22 protein-coding genes and 4 pseudogenes are annotated in these 24698 nt (G+C 60.5%); 4 read left to right on the forward strand and 22 right to left on the reverse strand.

Annotation, left to right across the window (positions count from 1 at the left end; translation table 11 throughout):
* Positions 1 to 3 precede the first annotated feature (3 nt).
* From K9D25_RS21290 to K9D25_RS21385, 20 genes and pseudogenes are all read right to left on the reverse strand, one after another.
* A complete protein-coding gene (locus tag K9D25_RS21290; protein WP_244451095.1) occupies positions 4 to 1671 on the reverse strand; it encodes an FAD-binding oxidoreductase in 1668 nt (555 codons plus the stop codon).
* Positions 1672 to 2047: 376 nt separating this feature from the next.
* Positions 2048 to 3190 (reverse strand): annotated as a pseudogene (locus K9D25_RS21295) (aldehyde dehydrogenase family protein); the annotation flags it as partial.
* A 26-nt stretch (positions 3191 to 3216) separates the two neighbouring features.
* Positions 3217 to 3501 (reverse strand): annotated as a pseudogene (locus K9D25_RS21300) (acyl-CoA dehydrogenase family protein); the annotation flags it as partial.
* A gap of 106 nt (positions 3502 to 3607) precedes the next feature.
* Positions 3608 to 4864 (reverse strand): annotated as a pseudogene (locus K9D25_RS21305) (CoA-acylating methylmalonate-semialdehyde dehydrogenase); the annotation flags it as partial.
* 1 nt (position 4865) lies between these two features.
* Positions 4866 to 5396, reverse strand: a pseudogene (locus K9D25_RS21310) (alpha/beta fold hydrolase); the annotation flags it as partial.
* Positions 5393 to 5794, reverse strand: a complete 402-nt coding sequence (locus K9D25_RS21315; protein WP_203197006.1) for a hypothetical protein — start codon at positions 5792 to 5794, stop codon at positions 5393 to 5395. The pseudogene K9D25_RS21310 and the gene K9D25_RS21315, both read right to left, overlap by 4 nt.
* A gap of 215 nt (positions 5795 to 6009) precedes the next feature.
* The gene (locus tag K9D25_RS21320) at positions 6010 to 6615 is read right to left on the reverse strand and encodes an OmpW/AlkL family protein (protein ID WP_244377802.1); all 606 of its coding nucleotides are present in this window, start codon (positions 6613 to 6615) and stop codon (positions 6010 to 6012) included.
* 132 nt (positions 6616 to 6747) lie between these two features.
* Positions 6748 to 7152 carry a 2Fe-2S iron-sulfur cluster binding domain-containing protein gene (locus K9D25_RS21325; protein WP_203195505.1) on the reverse strand — a complete coding sequence of 135 codons (405 nt, stop codon included), beginning with the start codon at positions 7150 to 7152 and terminating at the stop codon, positions 6748 to 6750.
* Positions 7149 to 8210: an alcohol dehydrogenase catalytic domain-containing protein gene (locus tag K9D25_RS21330; RefSeq protein ID WP_203195506.1), complete on the reverse strand. Its 1062-nt coding sequence runs from the start codon at positions 8208 to 8210 to the stop codon at positions 7149 to 7151. The genes K9D25_RS21325 and K9D25_RS21330 overlap by 4 nt, the downstream gene beginning before the upstream one ends.
* Before the next feature lie 29 nt (positions 8211 to 8239).
* Positions 8240 to 8641: a hypothetical protein gene (locus K9D25_RS21335; RefSeq protein ID WP_203197009.1), complete on the reverse strand. Its 402-nt coding sequence runs from the start codon at positions 8639 to 8641 to the stop codon at positions 8240 to 8242.
* Between the two features lie 130 nt (positions 8642 to 8771).
* Positions 8772 to 9761 (reverse strand): 2Fe-2S iron-sulfur cluster-binding protein, encoded by a 990-nt coding sequence (locus K9D25_RS21340; RefSeq protein ID WP_203195508.1) that lies wholly within the window; start codon positions 9759 to 9761, stop codon positions 8772 to 8774.
* Between the two features lie 70 nt (positions 9762 to 9831).
* Positions 9832 to 10854 (reverse strand): toluene hydroxylase, encoded by a 1023-nt coding sequence (locus tag K9D25_RS21345; protein ID WP_244377804.1) that lies wholly within the window; start codon positions 10852 to 10854, stop codon positions 9832 to 9834.
* Positions 10855 to 10878: 24 nt separating this feature from the next.
* The gene (locus tag K9D25_RS21350; RefSeq protein ID WP_244377806.1) at positions 10879 to 11175 is read right to left on the reverse strand and encodes an MmoB/DmpM family protein; all 297 of its coding nucleotides are present in this window, start codon (positions 11173 to 11175) and stop codon (positions 10879 to 10881) included.
* 12 nt (positions 11176 to 11187) lie between these two features.
* The gene (locus K9D25_RS21355) at positions 11188 to 11568 is read right to left on the reverse strand and encodes a Rieske 2Fe-2S domain-containing protein (protein WP_244377808.1); all 381 of its coding nucleotides are present in this window, start codon (positions 11566 to 11568) and stop codon (positions 11188 to 11190) included.
* The gene (locus K9D25_RS21360; protein ID WP_244377810.1) at positions 11558 to 11806 is read right to left on the reverse strand and encodes a toluene-4-monooxygenase system B family protein; all 249 of its coding nucleotides are present in this window, start codon (positions 11804 to 11806) and stop codon (positions 11558 to 11560) included. Before K9D25_RS21360 ends, K9D25_RS21355 begins: the two co-directional genes overlap by 11 nt.
* A gap of 96 nt (positions 11807 to 11902) precedes the next feature.
* Complete coding sequence (locus tag K9D25_RS21365) at positions 11903 to 13390, reverse strand: aromatic/alkene/methane monooxygenase hydroxylase/oxygenase subunit alpha (RefSeq protein WP_244377812.1); 1488 nt, start codon at positions 13388 to 13390, stop codon at positions 11903 to 11905.
* A gap of 409 nt (positions 13391 to 13799) precedes the next feature.
* Positions 13800 to 15155 carry an IS1380-like element ISPme1 family transposase gene (locus K9D25_RS21370; RefSeq protein WP_244375073.1) on the reverse strand — a complete coding sequence of 452 codons (1356 nt, stop codon included), beginning with the start codon at positions 15153 to 15155 and terminating at the stop codon, positions 13800 to 13802.
* A gap of 54 nt (positions 15156 to 15209) precedes the next feature.
* Complete coding sequence (locus tag K9D25_RS21375) at positions 15210 to 15965, reverse strand: DNA methyltransferase (protein ID WP_244451096.1); 756 nt, start codon at positions 15963 to 15965, stop codon at positions 15210 to 15212.
* 54 nt (positions 15966 to 16019) lie between these two features.
* Entirely contained in the window at positions 16020 to 16352 is a 333-nt protein-coding gene (locus tag K9D25_RS21380; RefSeq protein WP_030092363.1) for a HigA family addiction module antitoxin, read from the reverse strand.
* Between the two features lie 9 nt (positions 16353 to 16361).
* A complete protein-coding gene (locus K9D25_RS21385) occupies positions 16362 to 16652 on the reverse strand; it encodes a type II toxin-antitoxin system RelE/ParE family toxin (protein ID WP_025091540.1) in 291 nt (96 codons plus the stop codon).
* A 174-nt stretch (positions 16653 to 16826) separates the two neighbouring features.
* Here K9D25_RS21385 and K9D25_RS21390 point away from each other — a divergent pair, with 174 nt between their 5' ends.
* Positions 16827 to 17438, forward strand: a complete 612-nt coding sequence (locus K9D25_RS21390; protein ID WP_304945439.1) for a recombinase family protein — start codon at positions 16827 to 16829, stop codon at positions 17436 to 17438.
* A gap of 109 nt (positions 17439 to 17547) precedes the next feature.
* Complete coding sequence (locus K9D25_RS21395; protein WP_024899703.1) at positions 17548 to 17757, forward strand: ribbon-helix-helix protein, CopG family; 210 nt, start codon at positions 17548 to 17550, stop codon at positions 17755 to 17757.
* Positions 17758 to 18231: 474 nt separating this feature from the next.
* Here the strand turns inward: K9D25_RS21395 and K9D25_RS21400 are convergent, their stop codons facing one another.
* Positions 18232 to 21207 carry a Tn3 family transposase gene (locus tag K9D25_RS21400; RefSeq protein ID WP_203196853.1) on the reverse strand — a complete coding sequence of 992 codons (2976 nt, stop codon included), beginning with the start codon at positions 21205 to 21207 and terminating at the stop codon, positions 18232 to 18234.
* 341 nt (positions 21208 to 21548) lie between these two features.
* On the opposite strand from K9D25_RS21400, the gene K9D25_RS21405 reads away from it, so the two are divergent.
* Positions 21549 to 23687, forward strand: coding sequence for a ParB/RepB/Spo0J family partition protein (locus K9D25_RS21405; RefSeq protein ID WP_203196928.1), 2139 nt, complete (start codon positions 21549 to 21551; stop codon positions 23685 to 23687).
* A 77-nt stretch (positions 23688 to 23764) separates the two neighbouring features.
* On the opposite strand, the gene K9D25_RS25110 is transcribed toward K9D25_RS21405, so the two are convergent.
* Entirely contained in the window at positions 23765 to 23971 is a 207-nt protein-coding gene (locus K9D25_RS25110) for a hypothetical protein (protein ID WP_170971377.1), read from the reverse strand.
* A 114-nt stretch (positions 23972 to 24085) separates the two neighbouring features.
* Here K9D25_RS25110 and K9D25_RS25115 point away from each other — a divergent pair, with 114 nt between their 5' ends.
* Positions 24086 to 24589: a creatininase family protein gene (locus K9D25_RS25115; protein ID WP_203196927.1), complete on the forward strand. Its 504-nt coding sequence runs from the start codon at positions 24086 to 24088 to the stop codon at positions 24587 to 24589.
* The last annotated feature ends 109 nt before the right edge of the window (positions 24590 to 24698 follow it).

A 24698-nucleotide genomic window follows, 5' to 3' on the forward strand; every position in this document is an offset into this window, starting at 1 on the left:
AACTCAACTGACGATCTTCAACGGGGGAGCCTTCGCGCCTGTCGGACGGTCAAGCAGCAACCCGGGATTCAGCATCCATGTCGGATCGAGTTCGGTCTTTGCGGCGCCAATAACGCGCCGGAACAGCGGATCTGCTTCCTTGTCATACCAATGCCGGAACGTCTTGCCGACGGCGTGATGGTGGGTAACCGTCGCGCCGAGCTCATTGAGCGCGTCCGAAGCAACATCATGCAGCATCGAGTAAGCTTCGAGGCTGTTGGCATGGGAGGACGGCGCCATGATTGAGTAGTATGGAGCCGGACCATCCGGATAGAGGAACGAGAAGCGCCGGCAAACAATACCCCCGCCCAGTTCCTTCCGCTGGGCTTCACGCACCCTGCGCATGATCTCCGTATCCACGGCCTCGAACTTGTCCCAAGTATAGGCCGTCTCAAACGTGAAGCTGACGATGCCCATCGCAGCACGGGTATGCATGAGACGTGGCAGATAGCGGAACTGATGACGCCAGCTACCCTGAGCGCCACTGCGGCTGTTCTCCAATGCGTTGTCCGCACTGCCTGCGCGCTGCTTGACCGTACCGCCGAAATCCTGACAGATCTCGATACCGCGATCGAGCCAGGCATCGACCGGATGGTCGGCAGATTCGAAGCCGAGCAGAAGGACCGATTCAGTACCATCGCCTGCACCGTAGAACTTCGCGTCGAGTTCATCGAGGTAGCGGCAGTTTGCGGGGAACAGTGCCGCCTGGGTGATCTGGCGAACAGCTTTGGCGCCTTCGTAGAATGATTTGAACGAGATCGCCGCGTTGGCGCGGAACTTCACGCGCCCCTGCAGACGCATCCAGGCTTCGGTGATGATGCCTAGGGTGCCCTCGGAGCCGATGAACAGGCGGTTCGGATCGGGGCCGGCACCGGAGCCCGGCAGGCGGCGGTTTTCAAGCGTTCCGGTCGGAGTTACGACCCGCAAGCTTTCCACCATTTCATCAATGTGCGTGAGATGGGTTGCATAGTGTCCGGCGGACCGGGTGGCAATCCATCCGCCAAGAGACGAGAATTCCCAGGATTGCGGAATGTGACGCAAGGTCAGACCATGTGGCTTCAGCTGCTCTTCGAGGGCCGGGCCCAGAATTCCACCCTGAATGCGCGCCGCACGCGACACGGGGTCAATCTCGAGAATCTGATTCAGATTGCCGAGATCGACAACCACGACACCCGGGAAGGCATCGCGATCTGGCCCCCAGAAACCGCCGGTGACGCTCGAACCGCCACCGAAGGGAATACATGCGTAGCCGTTCTCACCACACCAGTCGAACACTGCCGCGACATCGGCTTCATCCTGCGGATAAGCGACAACATCCGGAGCTCGGCCAAATTCACGCCGGTAGACGAGGGTCAGATCCTTGAAACCCTTGCCATAGGTATGGGCGACACGATCCCACTTATCTGAGGTACAGAAGCTCTCGAGGGGCTGCGGGATCTTGATACGGCTCGGATGCAGATCGATCTCATCGAGTGTCGGATCGGACAGGATCTGAATATCCTTGATGCCGAGCCGCTGTTCGACGCGCTCGCGCATGACCTTGATTTCTTCGCTCGAATTGTCTTCGCCTTCGTAGCCCCAGGTCCAGAACTTCCTGCGCTTGCCGTAGTAGCCGCTCTTCTGTCTAGCCACCGTTTTTCCTCCTTAGTTTACACCCGGCCAGTCGATCGGCCAGGACGTGCGCATTCGCTTTGCACAATTTTAGTAATCCATTTTGGTAAACCAATTTGGCATATCCACGATGGCAGGTCAACGCGAGGCGAGGACAAATCGCGGCCTAGTTCAGGCTTTCTTGCGAATGGGAGCATGCGTGCGCCGGCACGCGGCTGCATTCTGTGCGGCCGCCCAGAGCCCGAGTAGCAGCGATATCGAGACGCAGCAGTTCCGTTGGCCTGCAGGAGGACACCCAGTTGTCATCACGTTGCCGGCCACATGTCGACAGAGGTCTCGGAGATGATTTGTCGGCTTATTGCCGCGTTCACCCGACGGCAGGCAGGTCGGCGTGCCATCAGCCCGGATTGGTGTAGGCAGTCTTCACGCCGGTGTAGAACTCGACTGCATAGCGGCCTTGTTCGCGCGGGCCGTAGCTCGAACCCTTGCGCCCGCCGAACGGTACATGGAAGTCGACGCCGGCCGTCGGCGCGTTGACCATGACCATGCCCGCCTCGCTGTTTCGCTTGAAATGCGTGGCATGTTTCAGGCTCTGGGTGACAATACCCGACGACAATCCGAATGGCGTATCATTGGCTAATATCAGGGCCTCGCTATAGTCGCCGGCCTTGATCACGGTGGCCACCGGCCCGAAGATCTCCTCACGCGACAGGCGCATATCATTGTGCGCTTCGATGAACAGTGTCGGCTGCAGGTAGAAGCCGGGCGTGCCGCGTTGAAGGCGCTCGCCACCAAATGCAATCTTTGCGCCCTCTTTTCTGCCAATGGCGATGTATTTCTCATCCTGATCGAGCTGACTCTGATCGACGACCGGACCGATGTGCGTGCCTGTATTCTGCGCGTCATCGACGACGGTCTTCTCCAGTCGTTTGACCATGGCCTCGACGAACGCGTCGTGGATGCCCTTGGTGACAATCAGGCGCGAGGAAGCCGTGCAACGCTGGCCTGTCGAGAAGAACGCGCCGTTGACTGCGCATTCGACGGCGGTGTCCAAGTCCGCGTCATCAAGAACGACGAGCGGATTCTTGCCGCCCATTTCAAGCTGGAATTTTCGATGATGCTCGACCGATGCCAGTGCCACGTTCTTACCGGTTGATGTCGAGCCGGTGAAGCTGATGGCTGCGACGTCGGGGCTGTCGAGTATGGCCTGACCGACGACGGCCCCCCTGCCCATGACGAGATTGAGGACGCCTGCCGGCAGTCCGGCGCGATGCAGGATATCGGCAATCGCCCAAGCCGAACCGGGGACCAGGTCCGCGGGCTTGAAGACGACCGTGTTGCCATAGCAAATCGCAGGCGCGATCTTCCATGCTGGAATGGCGATCGGGAAATTCCACGGCGTGATAATGCCGACGACGCCGACCGGCTCGCGTGTTATCTCGACGGTGAAGCTGGGGCGGATCGACGGCAGGATCTCGCCCGTGAGGCGCAACGCCTCCCCGGCAAAGAAGTCGAATATCTGGGCCGCCCGCACAGTTTCTCTGGGCTTCGGTCACACTCGCTTCTCATCCAGGTCGCCATGTTGTGGATGGAGAGATAGGCCGAGGTGCCGGGGCAGGCGGTGGCGAGCTGCTCGAAGATGAGCGCCGCGTCGAGCCGCGAGAGACCGGAGCCGCCCACGTCCTCCTTCACATAGATGCCGCCCATGCCGAGCGCCGCTGCGGCGCGCAGCTGGTCCTTCGGGAAGTGCTTCTTCTCGTCCCACTCTGCGGCATAGGGCGCGATCTCGACATTGGCGAAATCGCGCGCCATCTCGCGGATGGCCTGCTGGTCCTCGGTGAGCGTGAACATGCCGGGCGCCCTCGTGCGAGCCGTCATCACTCCACCACGGCCGGGCCGTGGCGGACATGCGAAAGCCGGGGCTGCGCCACCTCAAGGATGGCGCAACCGAGCCGGGTCAGCCCATGGTCGGGATGACGAAGTCCGCGCCGTCCTTGATGCCCGAGGGCCAGCGGGAGGTGACGGTCTTGGTCTTGGTGTAGAAGCGCACGCCGTCCGGGCCGTGCTGGTTCAGGTCGCCGAAGCCGGAGCGCTTCCAGCCGCCGAAGGTGTGGTAGGCGAGCGGCACCGGGATTGGCACGTTGATGCCCACCATGCCCACGTTCACCTTGGAGGCGAAGTCGCGGGCCGCGTCGCCGTCGCGGGTGAAGATGGCGACGCCGTTGCCGTACTCGTGCTCGGTGGGAAGGCGCAGGGCCTCCTTGTAGTCGGGCGCGCGCACCACGGAGAGGACGGGTCCGAAGATTTCCTCCTTGTAGATGCGCATGTCGGCGGTCACGTTGTCGAACAGGCAGCCGCCCATGTAGAAGCCGTTCTCGTAGCCCTGCATCTTGAAGCCGCGGCCGTCCACGACCAGCTTCGCGCCCTCGGCGACGCCGATGTCCACGTAATTCCTCACGCGCTCCAGCGCCTCGCGGGTGACGAGGGGGCCGAAATCGGCGGTGACGTCCGTGGACGGGCCGATCTTCAGGCTCTCGACGCGCGGGACCAGCTTCTCCATGAGCCGGTCGGCGGCGTCCTCGCCCACGGGCACCGCCACCGAGATCGCCATGCAGCGCTCGCCGGCGGAGCCGTAGCCGGCGCCGATCAGGGCATCCACGGCCTGGTCCATGTCCGCGTCGGGCATGATGATCATGTGGTTCTTGGCGCCGCCGAAGCCCTGGATGCGCTTTCCGTTGGCGGTGCCGCGGGCATAGATGTACTGGGCGATGTTGGACGAGCCCACGAAGCCAACCGCATGGATGTCCGGGTCGTCCAGGATGGCGTCCACCGCCTCCTTGTCGCCGTTGACCACATTGAGGATGCCGGGGGGCAGGCCCGCCTCGAGCATCAGTTCGGCGAGGTGCATCGGCACGCCGGGATCACGCTCGGACGGCTTCAGGATGAAGGCGTTGCCGCAGGCGATGGCCGGGCCGAACTTCCACATGGGGATCATGGCCGGGAAGTTGAACGGCGTGATGCCGGCCACGACGCCGAGCGGCTGGCGCATGGAATAGATGTCGATGCCCGGGCCGGCGCCGTCGGTATACTCGCCCTTCAAGAGGTGCGGGATGCCGATGGCGAACTCGATCACCTCGAGGCCGCGCTGGATGTCGCCGCGGGCGTCGGGGACCGTCTTGCCGTGCTCGCGGGCGAGCAGCTCGGCGAGGGCGTCATTCGGCATTGGGCGCATGAGGGCTGATATTGGCCGAAACCAGCGCTGCGCCCATTTCCCCGCCATGGGCATCGGGACGGTGGAACCAGTCGATGTCGTACCAGGCGGGCTGGTAGTCGCTGGCCTCGATGGCAATGAAACCGGCGAACCGATCGGGATGCAGCGCGGCCAATTGCAGCGCGATGCGCCCGCCCATTGAGCAGCCGGCCAGTACCGGCCGGTCGAGACCCAGCGCCACCATGAGCGCCAGGATGGTTTCTACATAGGCCTCGGTGGTCAGCAGGTATTCGCGGGTCTCGAACCCTTCCGGTGGCAGCGACTTGCCGTGCCAGGGCATGTCAAAGGCGACGAACCGATTGTGGGCGATGAAGCGCCGGTCGTTCATCACATGGCGCCATTGCCGGGTATCGGCACCAGCGGTATGCAGGCACAGCACGGGGCGCCCCTGGCCTGCTTCCTCGAAATAGATCCGGTATCTCTCGCCGCCCTGCTCGATGGCAACATAGCGACCGGTGATCGGTTCGATGCTCATGCTGCTTCCTCCGCCTTGAGCGCCCCGCGTCCGAGCGCCATAAATTCCTTGAAGAAGCGCAAGTTCTTCACCAGTGTGAGGATATCGCCATCGATACGGCCGCGGCCGATCTTCACCAGACCGAAAATGTCGTGGAAACCGGGTGACGGCAGAGGCTGCCAGAAGCGCTCGAGCGCATCGCGATCACAGCGCAGTCCAAACCGCCAGGGTGTCTTGCGGCTGGGGCCGGATTGAACCTGGATGAGACGGCCTTTTTCGAAATGCAGATAGGTTTCTTCCCCATCTACCTCGATCAGCACTGTTTCACTGAAGAGAGCTCCCAGACGCAGAAGGTGCGTGCGGGAGTTATGTGCGGCCTGCATTGCCTTGAATTTAGTTTGGATCTTCGGGCTGATCATTTGGCATCCTTGGCGTCAGTTGATTGTTCGCCAATGTGATGGCGCCGGTAGCCATTCAATGACGTTTCGGGTATCCGTCGATACCTTTGGGAATTGTCAGCACCGTTTCTTGGATTCCAGAGGTGGAGACCAAACTGCAAAACGCCGACTGCAGGCCCATCCGTGAAGCCAGCGGAGCGCACATCGCCCCCCGCCGATTAGTCCTGTCAGAATCTTCAGAATCTGTAGACGATGCCGGCGCTCAACAGAGTTGGGTTGGCTGTCACTTCTGCCCGAGCTGGATTTCCGCCGACGGTGCCAGTCGCCGTGGTGGAAAGGAAGATCTTCTTCACGTCCATGTAAACCCCCCATTTGCTGTCGATATCATATTCGAAGCCCGCCTGAAGAACCGGAGCGAAGGCGTTGTTGACTTTGAGATCGGCGACGGCGCCATCGGAGGTGCCGAAGAAGAGTGTATAGTTCACCCCTGCGCCGACATAGGGCTGAAATCTCGGACCGAAGTTGGTGAAATGGTACTGCGCTGCGAGGACGGCGGGTGCGTAGTACGTCTTCCCAAGTGTCACGCCGCCGAGCGGACCCGTACCTGTCAGCGTCGTCTTGGGCGGAATGCCTCCCGTCAACATCAGGCTCACGTTGTTGTCGAAGCGATATCCCACGTCAAACCCCAGTGTGAGATTGTCCTTAGTGTCAGCACTCGCCCCGGGGATGACACCGCCGCCAACCGAGATGTCTGCCTTCGAGTCAAACAGGACGCCAAGTGGGCCGGTACGAACGAACCAACCCTCCTTCGATGCGTCTTGTGCTTGTGCGGTCGAAGACATGGTCAATATCGCAAGAGCTCATAAGATCTTCTTCATTTTCTTCATTCCCCCCGTGTGTGTGGATCGTCGCCACAATGGCCTCCCGATCGCCAATCTTCGCCCATCAGGCGATATCGAAGCATGTTAGCTTCGTCATTCCGCGTTCTGAACTCCCTGTGCCCGACCGCGCCGATGCCCCGATCGCTTTCCGGAGGGAAAGGCACGGGCCAGGAGGTTGTGGGCGATGCGCATCTGGGTCATTTCGCGGCGGGTCTCCGTTTCATGCTGCCGCAGCACAAGGTCCGACCGCGGCAGCGCAGAGCAGATCAGGACAAAGCCAGCCGCATCATCCTCCGGATAGTGGGTGAGTGCGCCCGAGGTATCGACTTCGCCTTCGATCAGCCGCGCGGCGCAAGCCAAGCACCAGCCCTGCTCGCAAATCATCGGGCTCTCCAACCCCGCATCGATAAGCGAGTAGAGCAGATACTCGTTGTCCGGCGCCTCGAACGACCAGACACCGTCCGGCCGTTCCAGTGTGACCCTGAATGCCCAGCTCATGGCCGGATGAGCACCTTCTCCACGTTGTCGAGCCGCTCGCCGAACACGCGATAGGCCTCGCCGGCTTGGTCGAGCGAGAAGTTGTGGGTGAACATCTCAGTCAACGTGATCTTGCCCTCCGTGATGAGACGCTGAGCGTTCCACATCTCCGGCCAGACGCTTGCGAAACCGCGCATATGCAACGTGATGTCGCGGAAGAACACATCGAGGAGGTTCACAGGATGCGCCATGTCTGTGAACATGCCGAGGCCCGCCATCGTGCCACCAGCGCGGATCAGCGAGAATGACAGATCGAGGCTTTCGCCGGTGCCTACCATCTCGATCACCTTGTCGACACCCCGTCCGCCGGTGGCTGCCTTAACGGCTTCTACCCCCGCTTCACCGGGCTCGAAGACCTCGATGCCATAGCGCATCTTGGCGGCCTCGCGCCGGTGCGCGACCGGATCGAAGGCAAAGACTTTGCCCGGACCGCGTTTGGTCGCCAGATCGAGGGCCATCATTCCGGTAGGTCCAAGGCCAACGATCGCTAGACTTTCGCCGATCTGGACGTCCACCAGCTTATTGGCCAGGATCGCGGTGGGCAGGTTGCATGAGAGCGTCAGCGCCTGCGCGTCCGTCAGCGCATCGTCGATCTTGATCGTATGGGCATCGGCATGGGGGATCGACATGTACTCCGCCTGCGTCCCATTGAGATCGCCGAAGCCGACACCGAATCCGTAGACTGCGGATTTCGTAACTTGGCAGTGTGCCGTGTTGTGATGCCGGCACTGGTAGCAGTCACCGCACGAGGCCGAATAGCCCATCGAAACCCGGTCGCCCTTAGAAAACCTGCCGACCTCGGCACCGGTTTCGATCACCTCGCCCGAGAGTTCATGGCCCAGCGTGGAATGACCCTTTCCCATCGCTTGATCCAGGGTGCCGCGCCAGATGTGCAGATCCGACCCGCAGATCGAGGTGGCGCGCACCTTCACCAGAATCTGGTGCGGCTCGGTGATTTTCGGATCGTCCACATTGATGGTGCGGATATCCTTGGGGCCGAAATAGACAGCGGCTTTCATGTGCGGTTTCCTCCCTGTTTCCTTGTTCTCTACCAACGCGTGTCCGGCAGGATGACGTCGCCGATCCTGCCAACAGCATATCCGTAGGCAGCCTCTATGATCGAACGCGCGGCGATCAGCTCTTCTTCGTCCCTTGGGGCAAAGACGATCAGGCTTTGCGGCGGCACCGCACCGGCCATGTAGCGGGCGAAGGGATGAACGGTTCCCCAGCCAAGCGTCAGAATCCGTTGTGCCCATTCCGGGCGCAAGCCGAGATGCATCGCGCCGTCGGCGCGCAGGATTAGCCAGACAGGGTCGCTGACAAAGGCCTCGGGCTGGCCCCGCGCGAGTTCTTCGTCAAGGGCGAAGCCATGTCCGGGCGTTTGGAATGGCGCCTCGCAGGAGGTGCTGCCGGGCAAGGTGCCCGCAAAGGCCGCGATTGCGGCCAGCAATGCGGGACTTGCCCGATCTTCATCCTGTAAACAGGGCCATTTCGCATCTAGGTGCGGGGGGGCGCCAACCCTCTTTTGCAAACTGCGCAGTGAGGGTGCCAGCTCCCAGACCTGAATCTCCGACAGATTCTTAGCCGAAGCTGTCATAGTGCACCTGTGTTATCGGTACTCCAGCTTCTTTGAGCTGAGCTTTGACACTGTTCACCATGACTGGCGGGCCGGCGACGTAGAATTCAGCCTCTGTCGGTGCGTTGATTAGCGCCGTGATTGCATTGGTCACAAAGCCTTGCTGGTAGCCCCAGCCTTCCGGCGGCATCTCCACGACCGGCGTATAGCGTGCATGGCGGACCCGCGCCGCCGCTGCTGCAAGCTCATTCCCCGCCGCAAGATCGACAGCGCTGCGGGCGCCATAGATCACATCGACAGGCGCATTGAAATCGACCGCCTCTTCGGCTGCCTGCCGGATCATCGAAAGGATCGGCGAGATGCCGGTGCCGCCGGCCACGAACACCTTGCGTCCCGCCTTCTTGCGCAGGGTGCACACGCCAAAAGGCGCTTCGATGGTGATGCAGGTGCCTACAGCAAGATCGGCCAGGGCGTTTGACCCTGCTCCGCCGTCGTAACGTTTGGCGATGAATTGAAGCGTGTCGCCACATGGCAGATTGCACATGGAATAGCTTCGCCGGATGCCACCCGGCAGGTGAAGAATCGCGTACTGGCCAGGAAGAAACTCGGCTCCGCCCTCAACGCGAAAGGTGAAACGGCGGATTTCAGGTGCAAGTTCCTCGACAGCGATCAGTTCGCCGGTGCATTCCTGGCAGGGCAAGGGCAGTCCTTCCCAGTGTCCCGGGGGAGGAGTGATGATGATGTCACTTGTCGGGCGAGACTGGCAGGCCAGAACACGTCCGCGCCGCGCATCGCGTGGACTTACGGCAGGGGCGTCCTGGAAGATCAGGTCGACAGAACCTTCGACAAGCCCCACTTTGCATGTCCCGCAACTCCCCCAGCCGCATTCATAGGGCAGGATCTGGCCGTTGCGCCGTGCAGCCTGAAGGATGGTTTCATCGGGCCGTGCCTCGAATATCGGGCCATCAGGTGCGATTTGGATCTTGTGTGACATTGGTGGCACGATCTCATTTGGCTCGACGCGATGACCGGGGCCACGAAATCGACCCCGGTGCTGAAGCGGCTTAAAGGCCGCATTCGCCCATGAGACGGCGCTGTGCGGCCAAGGTGCGATCCAGAATCGAAGCGGCACTTTCGGCACCAGGTGCGGTTGCCAAGGCCTCGGCCAAGCCGCGCGCCGCCTTCTCTCCAAGAGGCAGCCATTTGGCAGTTTGCTTGCGCAAGAATTCCTCGTTGGAGGCTGCCTTGCCGACGGCGTAGTCGACCAGCGCCTTGGTATTTTCCTCGGCATAGACCTGGTCGTGATTGCGGAAGTCATCGTGCATCAGCTGCAGGAGATCATCACCGTTGGCGGCAGCCAGCGTCGCGATCTCGCTGTTGAAGATGTGGTCGAAGATCGGTCGCACCACCAGATTGCGCGAGGCGAAGGCTTCGCCGAAATCATACGCGATGAGCTGCTTCTCGATCAGCTCACGCAGGCCCTGCCATTGCGGTCCATCGGTCCACCTCGTACGGGTCGCGTCACTGTCAGCCAGATCGGGGCGCTCATTATCCATCGCGAGAACTTGCGCCACATAGGCTTGACGCTGCACACGCCGCATTTCATTCCCGAGCTGGAAATAGAACGTGTTGGTGACGAAGGCCGACGGAGCCATCTGCGCCACATAGGCAGCGCTCATCTGCATGCCGTGGCCGGGAAAGCGCACGGGCAGGTAATTGTTGCGCAGGAAATCGAGCCACGCGGTCGGGAGCGAGCGATAATGGTCGCGGCTCTCGAATTCGTCGATGAGGTTGTCGAGGTAGACCTCGCGATCCTTCTGCATCTCGATGTAGCGACGATAAGTGAAGGCGCGGGTGTCCCGGAAACCCTCCCAATCGTCCACCGAGGAGACAAAGGGCGAGCCCTCGCGGTTCTGCTTGTAGAAAACGTTGAGAGACCAGTTCTCGGACAATTCAAAAGGTGCTGGCTCTGCCCGAAAATGATTGTGAAACTTGTAGGTGACGGCCTCGTATTCCGAGGGAACGCGACGCTCTTCCCACAGACTCCATGTCGTTTTACGTTTGCGGCCGGCTGATTTGACTGCCATTTTTCTTTCCTCCCAAAATGCTCGCTAGTTGTGGATCGTCCAGGTCCAGGCCTTGTCGGTCGAGCTGAGGCGTCCGGCAAAGGAAACGAGGCTCGGCTCGATCTCGGTCAGTCTGAAAGGACGGCCGAGCATCTGAACCATGCTCTTTTCGGTCAGGTGGAATTCGTGATCCGCCTGGATGCGAACATATCCTCCCCGATCTTCGACGATGATCTCGCGGTCAGGATTGTCCTGTTCAGCGGCGTCGATTACCGCATTTATAATGTCTTCATCGACCCCCCGGATCACCGGACCGACCAGCTTGACTTCTGTTGTTGTCACCTTTCGTCCTCCCTAGGCTTGTTCCTCGACGCTGTGGCGCAGGCGGCGTAGGCGCCCATCGGTGGGCACGCCGACCATGATGTCCTCGCCCTCCAGCTTGACCTCGTACTGGAAGAGCTTGCAGCCAAGCGGATTGCGCCCGCTGCCATCTTCCATGTCGAACTCCCATTCATGGGCGGAACAGGTGATCGTGCCGTTCTCGAAATCGATATCGCCGTCTGCGAGGAGGATTTCCTGATGCGGGCACATGCCCTGAAAGCAGACGATCCGTCCGCCTTCGCGATGGATCAGGATCACCTCTTCACCTTCGACCTGGGCGTCCAGCACATCGCCTTCCCAGAGGTCATCGAGCGTGGCCGCCTTGACCCATTTCACGCCTGGATCATCCGACATATCCTGCCTCGACGTAGTCCATTACCCCAATGCCGCTGTCGGCGACCGTCATCTCGGGCGGCAGTTCCCTGCCATTGAAGTAGACACGCTTCGGCGCGTCACGGACCGCCACCCGCAGTCCAACCGCGTGATGCGCGATCTTTTCCGCCACGGTGTTCATGTCGTCAGTGTCTTCGACGGGGACCAGCTGAACGACGAAGTCGCCGCGGAAGCTGGTCTGAAGCGGTATCATGGCCATGAATTTCCTCCCTTTCGCCCAAGCCGTAGGCAAGTTCCTCTCCGCCCACGCCGACAGTGTCGGCGTGGATCGACGCTTCCTTCGTGTGGGTGGCGCTTACTCAGCCGCCAGCGGCATCTGTTGCTTTGCCCAGGCGTAGCCATCGGCATCGTTACCGGCCACGTCGGGGGTGATGCCCATGTATTTCAGGGCGCCTTCCAGGTTGGGTGGCTGAATGTGACCGGCTAGGAAGCGATCGACGATCGACAGATGAGTGTCGTAGCGCTCAGGCTGGCTCTGCCAGACCCATTGGCAGATATCCGAACAGAACGTGAGCTTGCGCCCCTTGTGCGTGGTCAACCTCGGGGCTTTGTCCACCGTGGGGGAACAGATCGGGAGTTGGCAGCAGTTGCAAACGACGGGCAGCGTTTCGGGATAGGTTTTTTCCATCCGGCCTTCGCGCACGTTGTCCACGATGACATCCCAGTATTTGCCAAACCTGTCGTTCCAGCCGGGATATTTTTGCTCGAGCCAGTCCCGCTCCTGCATCGAGATGCCGGCATCCGGGTTCCACCAGACGGTGGGCCGCCAAAACCACACGCCGAGATGGATCGCGTGGTGAAACCATTCCAGCTCCGGCAGGAAATGCTCTTCCCAGTACCAAGGAAGATCCATGCCCAGGTCCTTGAACTGGTCCATGAACTGGCGGCAGATCCAGTCCTGCATAAACTCCTTGAAGCTCATGGTCCTGTTTTCGAGAGGCGTGTAGTAGTCCATCGACAAGCCGGTGAGCAGAGCAAAGATCTTCCACGCCCGCCAGAACATCTGGTCAACCAATTTCTGTGCTTCCGGACCCTTACCGGCGTTACGCAGGATCTTCAGCGTCGGCTCGCCCTGCTGCGAGTGACGGGCCTCGTCGGTCTGGATGGAAGAGATCAATGCTCCGAATTCGATGTCGCCCACATGCAGTGCGTCGGCCGACATGCCGAGAAACTGCAGATTGGTGAAGCCGGTTTCGAAGGTGAAGGTCAGCTGGATCGCCGTGGACACCGCGTCGTTGGCGGTGAACATGTCGTCAAACAAGCTTCCCCCGGCAATCGCAACCCATCCTTTGGTATGCGCCGCCTTGTGTGCCCAATCCATCTGCGGGTCTTTGTCGAGCAGACAGTACGGGAAGAAGATCTGGGCTTGCCCGTGGCGGGCTTCATCCAGCGTGCCGAACGTTGCCATGTTGCGCCAAGCTGCTGCGCGACCGAAACGCGCCATACGTGCCTCGCCGATCGAGGCCAGGTATTCAGGGACCGGAATTGCACCGTAGTGCGCCTTCACCGCAGATTTCCAGCCCGGATCGAGCTTTTCGTACATGTCCGAGCGCGCGATGGTCGAACGGATGGAGTAGATTCCGGCGTCCTTGCCAGCCTGGTTGTGGACATATTCGCGGAACGTCAGCTTGTAGGGTTCATCCCAGCCCCACCAATCGCGATTAGTCGTCCCAAAGCTCTTAGAAAGCACCTCGGGGAACGCTTCCTCCTCGGTGACATATCTTAAGTCCCAGTTCATGTCTCTGGCTGTATCGTAGTAGTCCTGCCTTTGGAGTTTGGGCATTCTAATCTCCTCCCTAGTCGGGAATTACTCCCGCATTACATCCATGAGTGGCTATTACCGCAGGATCGTGGCGGCGCCTGCAGAAGCGGTTAACCTCACATCTTGGCGACGGCCTTGAGAACGTTCACATCCCAAGGATTGATCAGGTCGGACTTGGTCCAACCCTTGAGATCGTACTCGCTCATGCACCGACATTCCCCAAGTGGCCTGCCGCTTGACTTCAAGATCGCCTGATTTTGCTCGCTGGGCAAGCGTTTTTCGCCCCGAGCGGTGTCTGTCGTCGCGCAAACGGCCGAAGTCGGGTGGATCAAGCCTCGAACCCGCAGCATTCTGGCCCGGCAGAGCCGCTTTTCCGCGCGGCAGACGGACCTGTCCTGCCGCTTTCGTTCAGCTTGGGCATGGATCGTGGTCATGCGCATGACGGAGGCGTTCGAAGACGGCGGATGGCGGCAAGGACGGCCCGCACCATCGGGCCGGTGACGGCGACCTCGGCCAACTGGAAGGTAATGGCGCGGGCGTGGCGGACGACGCGGGCGCCGATCTTGATCAGCTTGAGTTGCAGGCTGGTCAACGACCAGTCCGCCATGGCCTCGGGCAGTTCGATGCAGCGCAGGAAGGTTGCCAGGTTGTAGGCCAGCGCGTGCAGTTGCAGCCGCACCTCGTTGTGCCGGAACTTCCGGCATGACAGCCGCGTCCAGCGAAAGGCATATTTGCCTTCCTTGATGTGCTGCTCTGCGGTGCCGCGCTGGTTGTAGAACCTCACCACCCAGTCTGGCTCCATCGGCAGGTTGGTGACGATGAAGCCGACTTTGGGGAACAGCTCGCCCGGATGCCATTCGATCTTGGCGATGACGCGGCGCGGCTTGTCCCAGGACGCCGCCTGATACTCGAAGTCCTCGAAGAACCGTTTGACCTTGGTCAGCGAAGGCCGTCCCACGGGCCGTGTCAGCCGATGCGCGATCTTCTCGCGCAAGACGGCGTTGGCGGGCAGACGGATGGCGTAGAAGAACCTGGCTTCTTCCAGCCGCATATAGATCGCGGGGATCGCGTAGGCAGCGTCGGCCCGGAAGAAGCGTCCACCAAGGTCGCGGCCAGCATATCGGGCAATGACGGGATCAAGGACATCCCGCCAGCCATCGGCGCTGTGGGCATTGCCGTTACGCAGGGCGCAGCGCTCCAGCATGCCAAACTGGTTGAACAAGAAGATGGGGTGATAGCAGGTGCAGTCGAAATGCCCGTTCCAGGCAGCACCTTCCTGATCGCCGTGGGTGGGGCTGACCGAGCTGTCCATGTCCAGCACGATGTATTTCAACCCGTTGCGGTCATGAAACCGGTCGATCCATTGGCCGTTCAGATCGGCCAGCGCCGCCCGGTTCGCGGCCAGAGCCAGCGTCTCGGTCTCGAACCGTCCCATCTGCGATGCCGAAGCAGCTTGCGCCTCGACGGCCCTGCCGCCAACGACCTGACGCATCACGGGATCGAGGGCCAAGCGGTCGGCATCGTTCACATCCTCGTATCCGGCCAGTCGTCCGAACACCGATTGCCGGAACAATCCGTCAAGCCGATGGAGCGTGTTCTTCCCGGTGCGGCTGTCTCGCAGCGCCTCCGACGCCAGATTGGACAGGCCGAGCACGTCATCAAGCTCGCGCATCACCAGCAGGCCACCGTCTGAACTGATCTGCGCACCACGGAACTCCAGACGCACACGGCGGTCGAAATCAACCCGATCTCCCCGCGCCAAGCCCGCACCCTCCAGGTGATCCATGAAACGCGCCCCTCGCAGCCGTCAACGCCATGATTTATATGCGAAATATCACGATTACGACAGCGAAATCAGCGACTTACTTGGAGAATGTGGGTTCAAGTATTCTGCGCTATGCGGCTTGTATTGTGTTTTCCAATAATAATCCTCATTCTTAAAATAGGAATATATTGTGTCGTGTTTTTGCGGGAACTTTCTTGTAGTTGATCGCTTAAATCCAAAATATGTCCATATAATTTCATTTCTAAAATTTTGCTTCCCAAAAACCTCGTCCAGAATTGCTCGAACATAACCATTTACGTGCCAGTCTAGGTGGACGTATATTGATCCTCTTTCAGATAAAAGTTCGCGCATCAAAACAAGGCGGGGAACAAGCATAGATAAATATGATGCTGTTCCCTCTACCCATGTGTCAGAGTATGCAAACTGCTCAATAGTTGTTGGGCGCTGTTCAATTTGAGATTCGGACAGGCTGATTTTAGTCCGATAGTCCGCCTTGCTGTCATAAGGCGGGTCTATATAGATCAGATCAACCTTGCTGCGCAGGGATTGTGCACTATCACTGCCGGCTAGCAAAGCTGCCATTGCCAGTAGGTTATCACCATAAATCAGTGTATTTGGATCGGAGGCGGGAGCTGCCGATTGCGGCTTTTGTCGAAACATATCTTGCCAATTGCTGTCCCTCGACGGAACCACCAGCTCCCGCGTCTGTAACCCGAGGCGATAATTGCTCTCGGCCCGTTCCATCACACGTTCAGCCTCTTTTTTGCCCTCTGCGACGATAGACGGAAGTTGTTCCAGCAAGCTTTTCATTCAAATCCCCCTGCCCCGTGTCCCGCACGCGGCACCATTCCAGTTGTCTTTGTTTCAGATCAGCGCCGCTTGCGGATCGAGCGGCTTTCCCTTGAAGGGTGCGACGTTGATCTCCCCTTCCCGCTTGCGGGCCTGGGCAATGTCGTAGCTGTTCTGCATCCGCATGAGCGTATCCATTGACACGCCGAAAGCCTTTTCGACCCGGAGCGCCATTTCCGGCGAAAGATGTGCGCGCTCGTTCAGCACGGCCGACAATGCCGCCCTCGTAACACCTAGAACTTGCGCCGCGCTCGTGACCGAAAGGCCAAGAGGCTCGATGATCTCGCTTTTGACGAAGCCGCCGGGGTGGGCGGGGTTTTTCATACGGATGCCCTGCATCGCACTCATAGCCACCTCCTAGTGGTAATCTTCATAGTCGAGGTCGATGATCTCGATTTCGGTTTGGTCGATCCGGAACGTGATCCGCCAGTTCTTGGTGACGAACAGGCTCCAGGTGCCTTTTCGATCGCCGGTGAGCTGATGAGCCTTCCAGCTCGGGACCGTGCGCAGCTCGTCTTCCCGCTCCATATCTTGCAGGAAGGTGACGATGCGACGGACTTTCGGCACTACGGCCGCCTGCAAGCCGGTGGCGTCATCATCTTCGATGAAGCGGCGCAACCCCTTATGGACCACGTTTCGGATTCTCATGTGCCGTCACTATCAAGCTAAACGTATAGTGTCAAGCTACGCTATACAATCCCGGCGCTTCATAGCCTTGTCGCGCAAGTTGTAAAACCTGCAACAGATCGGCCGCCCCCGGAAAATCAGGGCTTTTCGTGTCGCATGTCTTTGTCGCAAGTGGTAGAAAACTTGCGACATGATTTGCGACAGGGGGAAGCCGTGAGCAGCCGACCAGATTCCGACGCCGGCCGCGTGTTCATCGGCTATGCCCGCGTTTCGACTCGCGGCCAGGACCTCGATGCGCAGCGGGCCGCCCTGGGTGCGGCCGGCTGCGTCCGCATCTTCGAGGAAAAGGCTTCCGGGGCGAAGCGGGATCGGCCCGAGCTGGCGCGGATGCTCGACCATCTGCGTGCCGGCGACGTGGTGACGATCACCAGGCTAGACCGCCTCGCCCGATCGACCGGCGACCTTCTGGCGATCGCGGAGCGGATCAAGGAGGCCGGCGCTGGCCTGCGTTCGCTGGCCGAGCCGTGGGCCGATACCACGACGCCGGCGGGGCGCATGGTGTTGACCGTGTTCGCCGGCATCGCGGATTTCGAGCGCAGCTTGATCGTGGAGCGCACGAGCGCCGGCCGGATCGCGGCGAAAGCCCGAGGCGTGAAGTTCGGCCCCTCCCCTGCCCTGTCGGCCGAGCAGATCGCCCATGCCCGCCAGCTTATCCATGACGACAAGAAGCCGGTGGCGGAAGTCGCCCGGCTCTTGGGCGTGCATCGTGCCACGCTCTACCGGGCGCTTGAGAACGCATTGACGTGAATACGCATTGACGTAACCACGTTTAGTTGCCGGCCCTAGAAGTAGTGCCTTTCGCGGTTCCTTCCGCAAGGGATTGCAGAATCGGGCGAGTTCGTCCTTACTGCTAAGAATGAAGCGCGACTCGGAAAGGATTCGGAAGGACGTTGCCGCCCATCGGGCGCGGCAGCTTGCGGCCGGCCGTATCGCGCTGACCACGTATGTTCCGACTGATCTTCTCGCCCAAATCGACAAGATCAAGGAGCAGCGGGGCGTGCTTGGCCGCGCGCCGATCATCGAGGAAGCATTGAGGCTCTATATCGAAGCGAAGCAAGGGACATAACGGCAAAACGCCCGACCGCGCCAACGGTCGAGCGTTTTTGTAGGCCGTCAGACACACCGTAGAGACGGGGCCAAAGCTCTCCCCTTATCTACGCTACAGCACTCCAATCCGCAAGATTGATTCTTGCGGAAACAGGAAAGCCGTGCCTGCCGTCCGCGCCGTCATGTCCTTCAAATGGAAGGACGACAGGCATGTTGAGGATGCAGATCGCGGCCGCGATCGGCTGCGCGCGCGCAAGCGCGCTTGATGAGATCATGCGGGAGGTATGGACGCGCTACAGCGCCGGCCAGCTCACCGAGGAAGACGCCGGGCAGCTCTCCACGCTCGCCCATGAGCGCCGCGAGGCGTGGCGGGGATCGGGACAGGCCGGGCTTGGCCTGGTCATGCCCCCGGCCGAGCGATGCCCGACGCCAGTTCGGGGTCAGAACAAGAGCTGCTCAAAATCGTACGCTAAGGCCGAACGAATCATGAACATCATGCTACTCGCCGGACTGGGGCTTGCAAGCGAAGCGATCGGAAGCCTTCGGGCATCTGGTGCTCAGTATCCCAGGTGTAGATGCCGGTCAGGTTGATGTGTTCCCAACTGAGCGGCGAGACGTGCTTGAGCAGCGTGTCGGGAATGTTTCTGCCGTCTCGCTTCAGATGAGTGACAGCGCGGTCGAGATAGACGGTGTTCCAGTGCACGATGGCGCTGACGACAAGATTGAGGCCAGACGCGCGGAATGCTTGGCTCTCGAATGAACGGTCACGGATTTCGCCGCGCTCGTGGAAGAACACCGCGCGTTTGAGCTTATGCGCTGCCTCACCCTTGTTGAGGCCGGCTTGGCACCGTCGGCGCAAGGCTGGGCTCGAATACCATTCGATCATGAACAGCGAGCGCTCAATCCGGCCGAGTTCCCGCAGCGCCTTTGCCAGCTGGCTTTCCATCGGAGACGCCGAGAGCTTTTTGAGGATGGTCGAGGGGACGACGGAGCGCGTCGTGATCGAGGCTGCCAGATGGAGCAGATCGTCCCAACGATCGAGAATCAACGCGGTGTTAATCGGAGCCCCGATGTGGTTCGTCAGCGCCGGGTAGGCATCGCCCTTCTCGAATGTGTGGAACTTTCGATCTTTGAGATTGCGCAATCGAGGCGCGAAGCGTTTGCCGATCAGGGCGAACAGCCCGAAGACGTGATCGCTCGCGCCACCAGTGTCAGTAAAATGCTCCTGGATATCCAGGATCGTATCTTGGTCAAACAGGCCATCGAGCACATAGGCCGCTTCGCTTTCCGTGGGGCTGATCGGCAAAATGCTGAAATAGCCGTACTGGTCCGACAGGTGGCTGTAGAATTTCGATCCCGGCTCGCTGCCATAGTGCAGGTTGACGTCGCCGCGTTTTGCCGCTCGGTCGCTCACACGGAAGAACTGTCCGTCGGACGACGCGGTCGTTCCGTTGCCCCACAGACGGGAATGCGGGTGACCGGTATGGGCGTCGGTGATGCAGGCCTGAGCGGCGCGATAGGTTTCTGATCGGGCATGGAAGGTGCGCATCCAGCCAATCTGATGGGCGCTGATGCCCTTGGAGGCGCCGGCCATCCGCTTCGGACCAAGATTGGTTGCATCGGCCAAGATGCCGGCCAGCATGGCGGAGACATTCCGTGGGGCGTCACCCGTGCGGACATGTGTGAAGTGATCGGCAAAGCCCGTCCAATCATGCACTTCCCTAAGGAGATCAGGAACTTCGACAAGCGGATACATCTCGCTGATCTCTGCGTTCAGTTCTTCGGCTGCCGCAGGAACGTCGCCGACGGTCGGCGTCACGATCAGCGTTCCCGCTTCGAGACGAACACCCTTGAGCTTACCAGCGCGAGCGCGATAGGCCAGGCGCTTCAGATTGAAGTCCAGCACCTGCATTACTTCGTTCAGCCAAGCGGCGCCGTCACTGCCCACACCAAGGCCAAGCCGATCCTCTTCCTTCATCGCGGTGAACGTAGATCGCGGCATGAGGTGGTCGTCGATCGGGCGGAACGAGCGGCTGCCCTCCACCCAGATATCCGCCGAGCGAAGGCGCTCGCGCAATGCGGCGAGCGTGGCTATCTCATAGAGCCGACGATCGGGCTTCTGCTGCCCAAAGATCAGTTTCCGATCGGTTGGACTGAGATGGCTGGTCGGAACACGCTCGGGCAGTGTGCGCCGTCCCTCCGAATGAAGCCTTCGGAGCATCGCAATAGCTGTGAGCAGAGAATCGTGGCGGCGCGCTGAACGGAACGTAAAGGTTGCCAGGAACGCCGTCGCGTATTTGAGGACGCCACCATACTGCTCGGCCGCCAGGACCAGCGGGGATGCCTCGTTGTCCTCGACCATTGCTGCAAGCTCAGGCTTCATTCGAAGCAGCCGGTGCCAACCGACCTTTTGGTCAAGAACCTCAAGCGCGTCCTGACCCCGATCGTTGGCCGATTGCAGCGCTGTTATCGTATCGAGGAACATACGCAGGGCCTTGGAGGTGTCTGTCCGTTGGTCCATGTGCCGCCGTTTCTTGCGACTGTGCGCCTGGGAGAACAGCCGCCCGATCAGCTTGATGAACATCGTAACGGCATCATCGGTTAGCTTCTCGCCGAGCTTGATCACCTGCGCGACAATCAGGGCGTGGCGACGGCTGGCATTGAAGTCGTTGGCCAGCCACGCCGGTGTGGCATTGCCCTCACGGACCATTTGGTCCCACCGCCCGGATGCCACGCGCGCCCGCAAACCGGGATCGATCCCGAGCGTGCGCAGGAAGGCAATTCGTTCAGTCAGTCCTACCAGATTTGAAGCTGCGGGCGCTTCCGGCGCGGACCGCAACCAATGGAAGCGAGTCTGGCCGACCGCCGCATCAACCTCGAGCAGCTTGTCGAGAGCCAGCAGCTTCTCAGGTGTGAGACCGTCGATAAGCGCTGTCTCCGCGCGACGGCGAGCTATGGCGCGGGCCGCAAGCGCCATTCGCTCGATGATCTCCACCGCGGGCAACAGGGCTCCGCGTTCTCGCATCGTGGCGACAATGGCATTCACAATCGAAGCGCCGCTGTCGGACATCGTGGCCGCCTCAATTGCCGACAACAGCCCCGCGCGACGATCCTGAGCTGTCGCGCTTCTGACGCCGAGATAGATCATCAGGCGCGCAATGTGATCGCGGCGCGTCTCTTCCCGGCGGGCATAGATTGTAAACGCAGTGGGATCGGCGCCGATCTGGTCGGCCACATATTTCAGCATCGCACGCGGCGGAATTTCGCCTGCGGCCAGCACCCGGCCCGGATGTCGCATCACGCAAAGCTGAACAGCGAAGCCGAGCTTATTGTGCTCGCGCCTGCGAAGGTCAATTTCGAGGCGATCCGACGCGGACAATGAATAGTGTCGGATTAGACTGTCCTCATCAGCCGGAATATCGAAAAGCTCCCGACGATCCTGAGCTTTGAGAATCTTGCGCCTGGCCACTGCTCAACTCCGCACACACCAACTCCCGCTCAATGTTGCCGAGCTGACTGGATGTGGAAACAGCAGCTATCCTACTGCCACGGTTTTCCACTGGGATCAGACGGCGCGCCTGGAAATCGCGAGACACAAGAATCTCGGTTCACGCTTCGTTCGACCTTAGCGTACGATTCTGCACAGCTCTTGTTCTGATCCCTATACAGAAAACCGGAGTGCCTGATTTCCGGGTTTCAGGTTCTGCGGCTGGCGTCGCTCTCTTCAGAGGAAGAGGGCGGCGCTTCGCTTCGTGACGGGCTGATAGCCGGAGAGAGAGGCTCACCGGCGTCCGTCATGGAGTAACTGACATGGCCACTGCCGTTCAGAAGATCACCCTGTCGTCCTCGCGCGACATTCCCTTCAACAAGCTGGTGCTCAGCCAGTCCAACGTCCGGCGTGTCAAGGCCGGGATCTCAGTCGAGGAACTGGCCGAGTCCGTCGCTCGGCGTGGGCTGATTCAGTCCCTGCATGTCCGCCCGGTCGTGGATGCCGATGGCAAGGAAACCGGCATGTTCGAGGTGCCCGCCGGCGGCCGCCGGTTCCGCGCGCTGGAACTGCTGGTCAAGCAGAAGCGCCTCGCAAAAATCGCGCCGGTTCCGTGCGTCGTGTCGGAGGCCAGCGACGATGTGCTGATCGACGAGGTTTCGCTCGCCGAGAACATCGAGCGCGCACCGCTGCATCCGCTCGACCAGTTCCGCGCCTTCCAGGCCATGCGCGAAAAGGGCATGACTGAAGAAGCCATCGCCGCCGCCTTCTTCGTGGATACCAAGGTGGTGAAGCAGCGCCTGCGTCTGGTTTCCGTCTCACCGGCATTGCTCGACGTCTATGCCGAGGACGGCATGACGCTGGAGCAGCTCATGGCCTTCAGCGTCAGTTCTGACCATGCCCGGCAGGAGCAGGTCTGGGAAGCGATCAAGGATGGCTGGCAGAAAGAACCCTACCACATCCGGCGCCTGCTGACCGAAACCACGGTTCGCGCCGCCGACAAGCGGGCGGTCTTCGTCGGCATCGACACCTATGAGGAGGCTGGCGGCTGCGTGCTGCGCGATCTCTTCCAGCAGGACGATGGTGGCTGGCTGCAAGATCCGGTGCTGCTCGACCGGCTGGTCGGCGAAAAACTCAAGTCCGAGGCCGAAGCCATCGCCGCCGAGGGCTGGAAGTGGATCGAGGTCGCCATCACCTTTCCCTATGGTCACGATCATGGCCTTCGCCAGATTGTCGGCGCCACGATCGATCTGAGCGAAGAGGAGCGCGCCGCCCGCGAGGCATTGCGCGACGAATATGACAGGCTCGAAGCCGAATATGGCGAGGCTGACGAACTCCCCGACGAGATCGACGCCCGCCTCGGTGAGATCGAACAGGCGCTGGAAACCTTCGAGCGCCGCCCGATGACCTTCGAGCCGGACCATATCAGCAAGGCGGGTGTCTTCATCAGCATCGATGCCGATGGCGAATTGCTGATCGAACGCGGCTATGTTCGCGCCGAGGATGAAACGCCTGCGGAACCGGAGGCGGAGATCGTTGACCCGGAAACCGGCGAGGTTATCCAGCGCGCAGAATCGGAGGTGAGCCACATGCGTGCAGTCATCACGCTGGGCGCCCAGTCGGTCGAAACGGAGGAGGAAGACGAGGCCGACACCATCAAGCCGCTGCCCGATCGTCTGGTCAGCGAGCTGACCGCGCATCGCACGCTGGCACTGCGGGATGCGGTGGCCGTGAACCCGCATGTCGCCATGACGGCACTGCTGCACCGGCTGGTCATGGATTGCTTCATGCCGCATTCCAGTCGCGGTTGCTTGGAAGCACAGGTCCGGGAGGTTCATTTGCCCGCACAGGCCGAAGATCTGCGCGATAGCACGTCCGCCAAGGCCATTGCAGACCGGCACGAACGCTGGGGCGATCATGTCCCGGCAGACGATGCCGCTCTCTGGGATTGGCTGACCGATCTGGACTATGGGTCGCGCATGGATCTGCTCGCCCATTGCGTCAGCTTCGGTGTCAACGCGCTCTATGAGAAGCCGAATCCCTACAGCGGCACGGGCGTCAGTCAGCACGGGCTGCACATCCGCCTGTCGCAGGCTGACCGGCTCGCGCGTTCGACCGGCCTCGACATGGTGGCAGTGGGCTGGCGGCCGACAGTTGGCAATTATCTCGGCCGCGTGACCAAGTCGCGTATCCTTGAAGCCGTGCGCGAAGGAGCTGGAGACCGGGCAGCCGATCTGATCGGACACCTCAAGAAGGGCGACATGGCGAAGGAAGCCGAACGCCTGTTGGCCGAGTCCGGCTGGCTGCCTGAGCCGCTGCGCATGGTGGACGAAGGTATCGACGTTGATCCGGCATCGGCCGCTGCGGCGGAAGCCGACGATCTTCCCGATTTCCTCTCAGGCGATGGCGAGGACGACCCGGCTGACGAGGAGGAAGAACAGCATATGGTCGCTGCTGAATAGCACTGATGTGTTTCGGCGCGCAATTTTGACTCTGTTTCAGGGGTAATAGGCATTCAATTTTGGATGCCGATAGAGGATCAAGGTTCAACGCCGATTGACATCTGGACGGTGCTGCGGTGAGGCGGGGACATGCCTTCGGTGAGGCAGACTGCCCGGATACGCCGCAGCAGCGCAGCAAGGCTTGTCTTCTCCTTCTTGAGCCAGAACCTATCCACCTGCTCTGCAATGATGCGCTCGGTCCTCAGGGCGAGCGTCAACGCGCCTTCGTGCGTGCCACGTTTCATGGGGCGCAAACCTGATGCGAGTTGTGTCTTTCTGAGCCGCGCAGCCAGCCGAAACAGTGTTGATCGCGGGATGCCGAACCTTTCACGCACGGTCGAAACAACACTCTGTCGCTTGTGATCCGTGACATCATCGCGGGCTTGGGTCGCCATGGCATCAAGCGCGTCGTCGTGGTCGTCGGACACTTCGAGAATATGTGGGCAGCGATCGAAGGCATTGACTTGGCTCTTCGGGAACTTCGCCGCGATGGCGTGCACGACATGACCGTTGTCCGGCTTGAGTACTGGGACTTGGTGCATCAGGAAACGTCGGACAAGATTTTTCCAGGAGGGTTTCCCCGGACCGAACTCGAGCATGCAGCCCTGCTTGAGACCTCGATGATGTTGGTCGCTCGACCAGATATGGTGGACCTGACTAAGGTGCCGTCTGACGGGCCGGCGAAAGTGCCTTCCTGTGATCGCTACCCGGTTGGTGCGGGCAAAATCCCAACGTCTGGCGTTCTGGCTCGCGCCGAGCGATCAAGTGCCCAGATTAGACATTGGCTGTTTCAAGATCATGTCGCTTTAGTCGAAGCGGCGGTTCGCGAAGCATTGGTTCTTGACGCTGACGGGCGAGATTGAGGGTTTCGGTAGCCGGATGTGGTGGAGGGACGATGTCATGCCTGGATGGCGCTCGTTTGCCAATTTGCTTTTTGATGACGTTTGTGCCTAGCGGGGGTAGGTGCAGTCA

Source organism: Ancylobacter polymorphus, assembly GCF_022836935.1.
Taxonomy (GTDB): domain Bacteria; phylum Pseudomonadota; class Alphaproteobacteria; order Rhizobiales; family Xanthobacteraceae; genus Ancylobacter; species Ancylobacter polymorphus_A.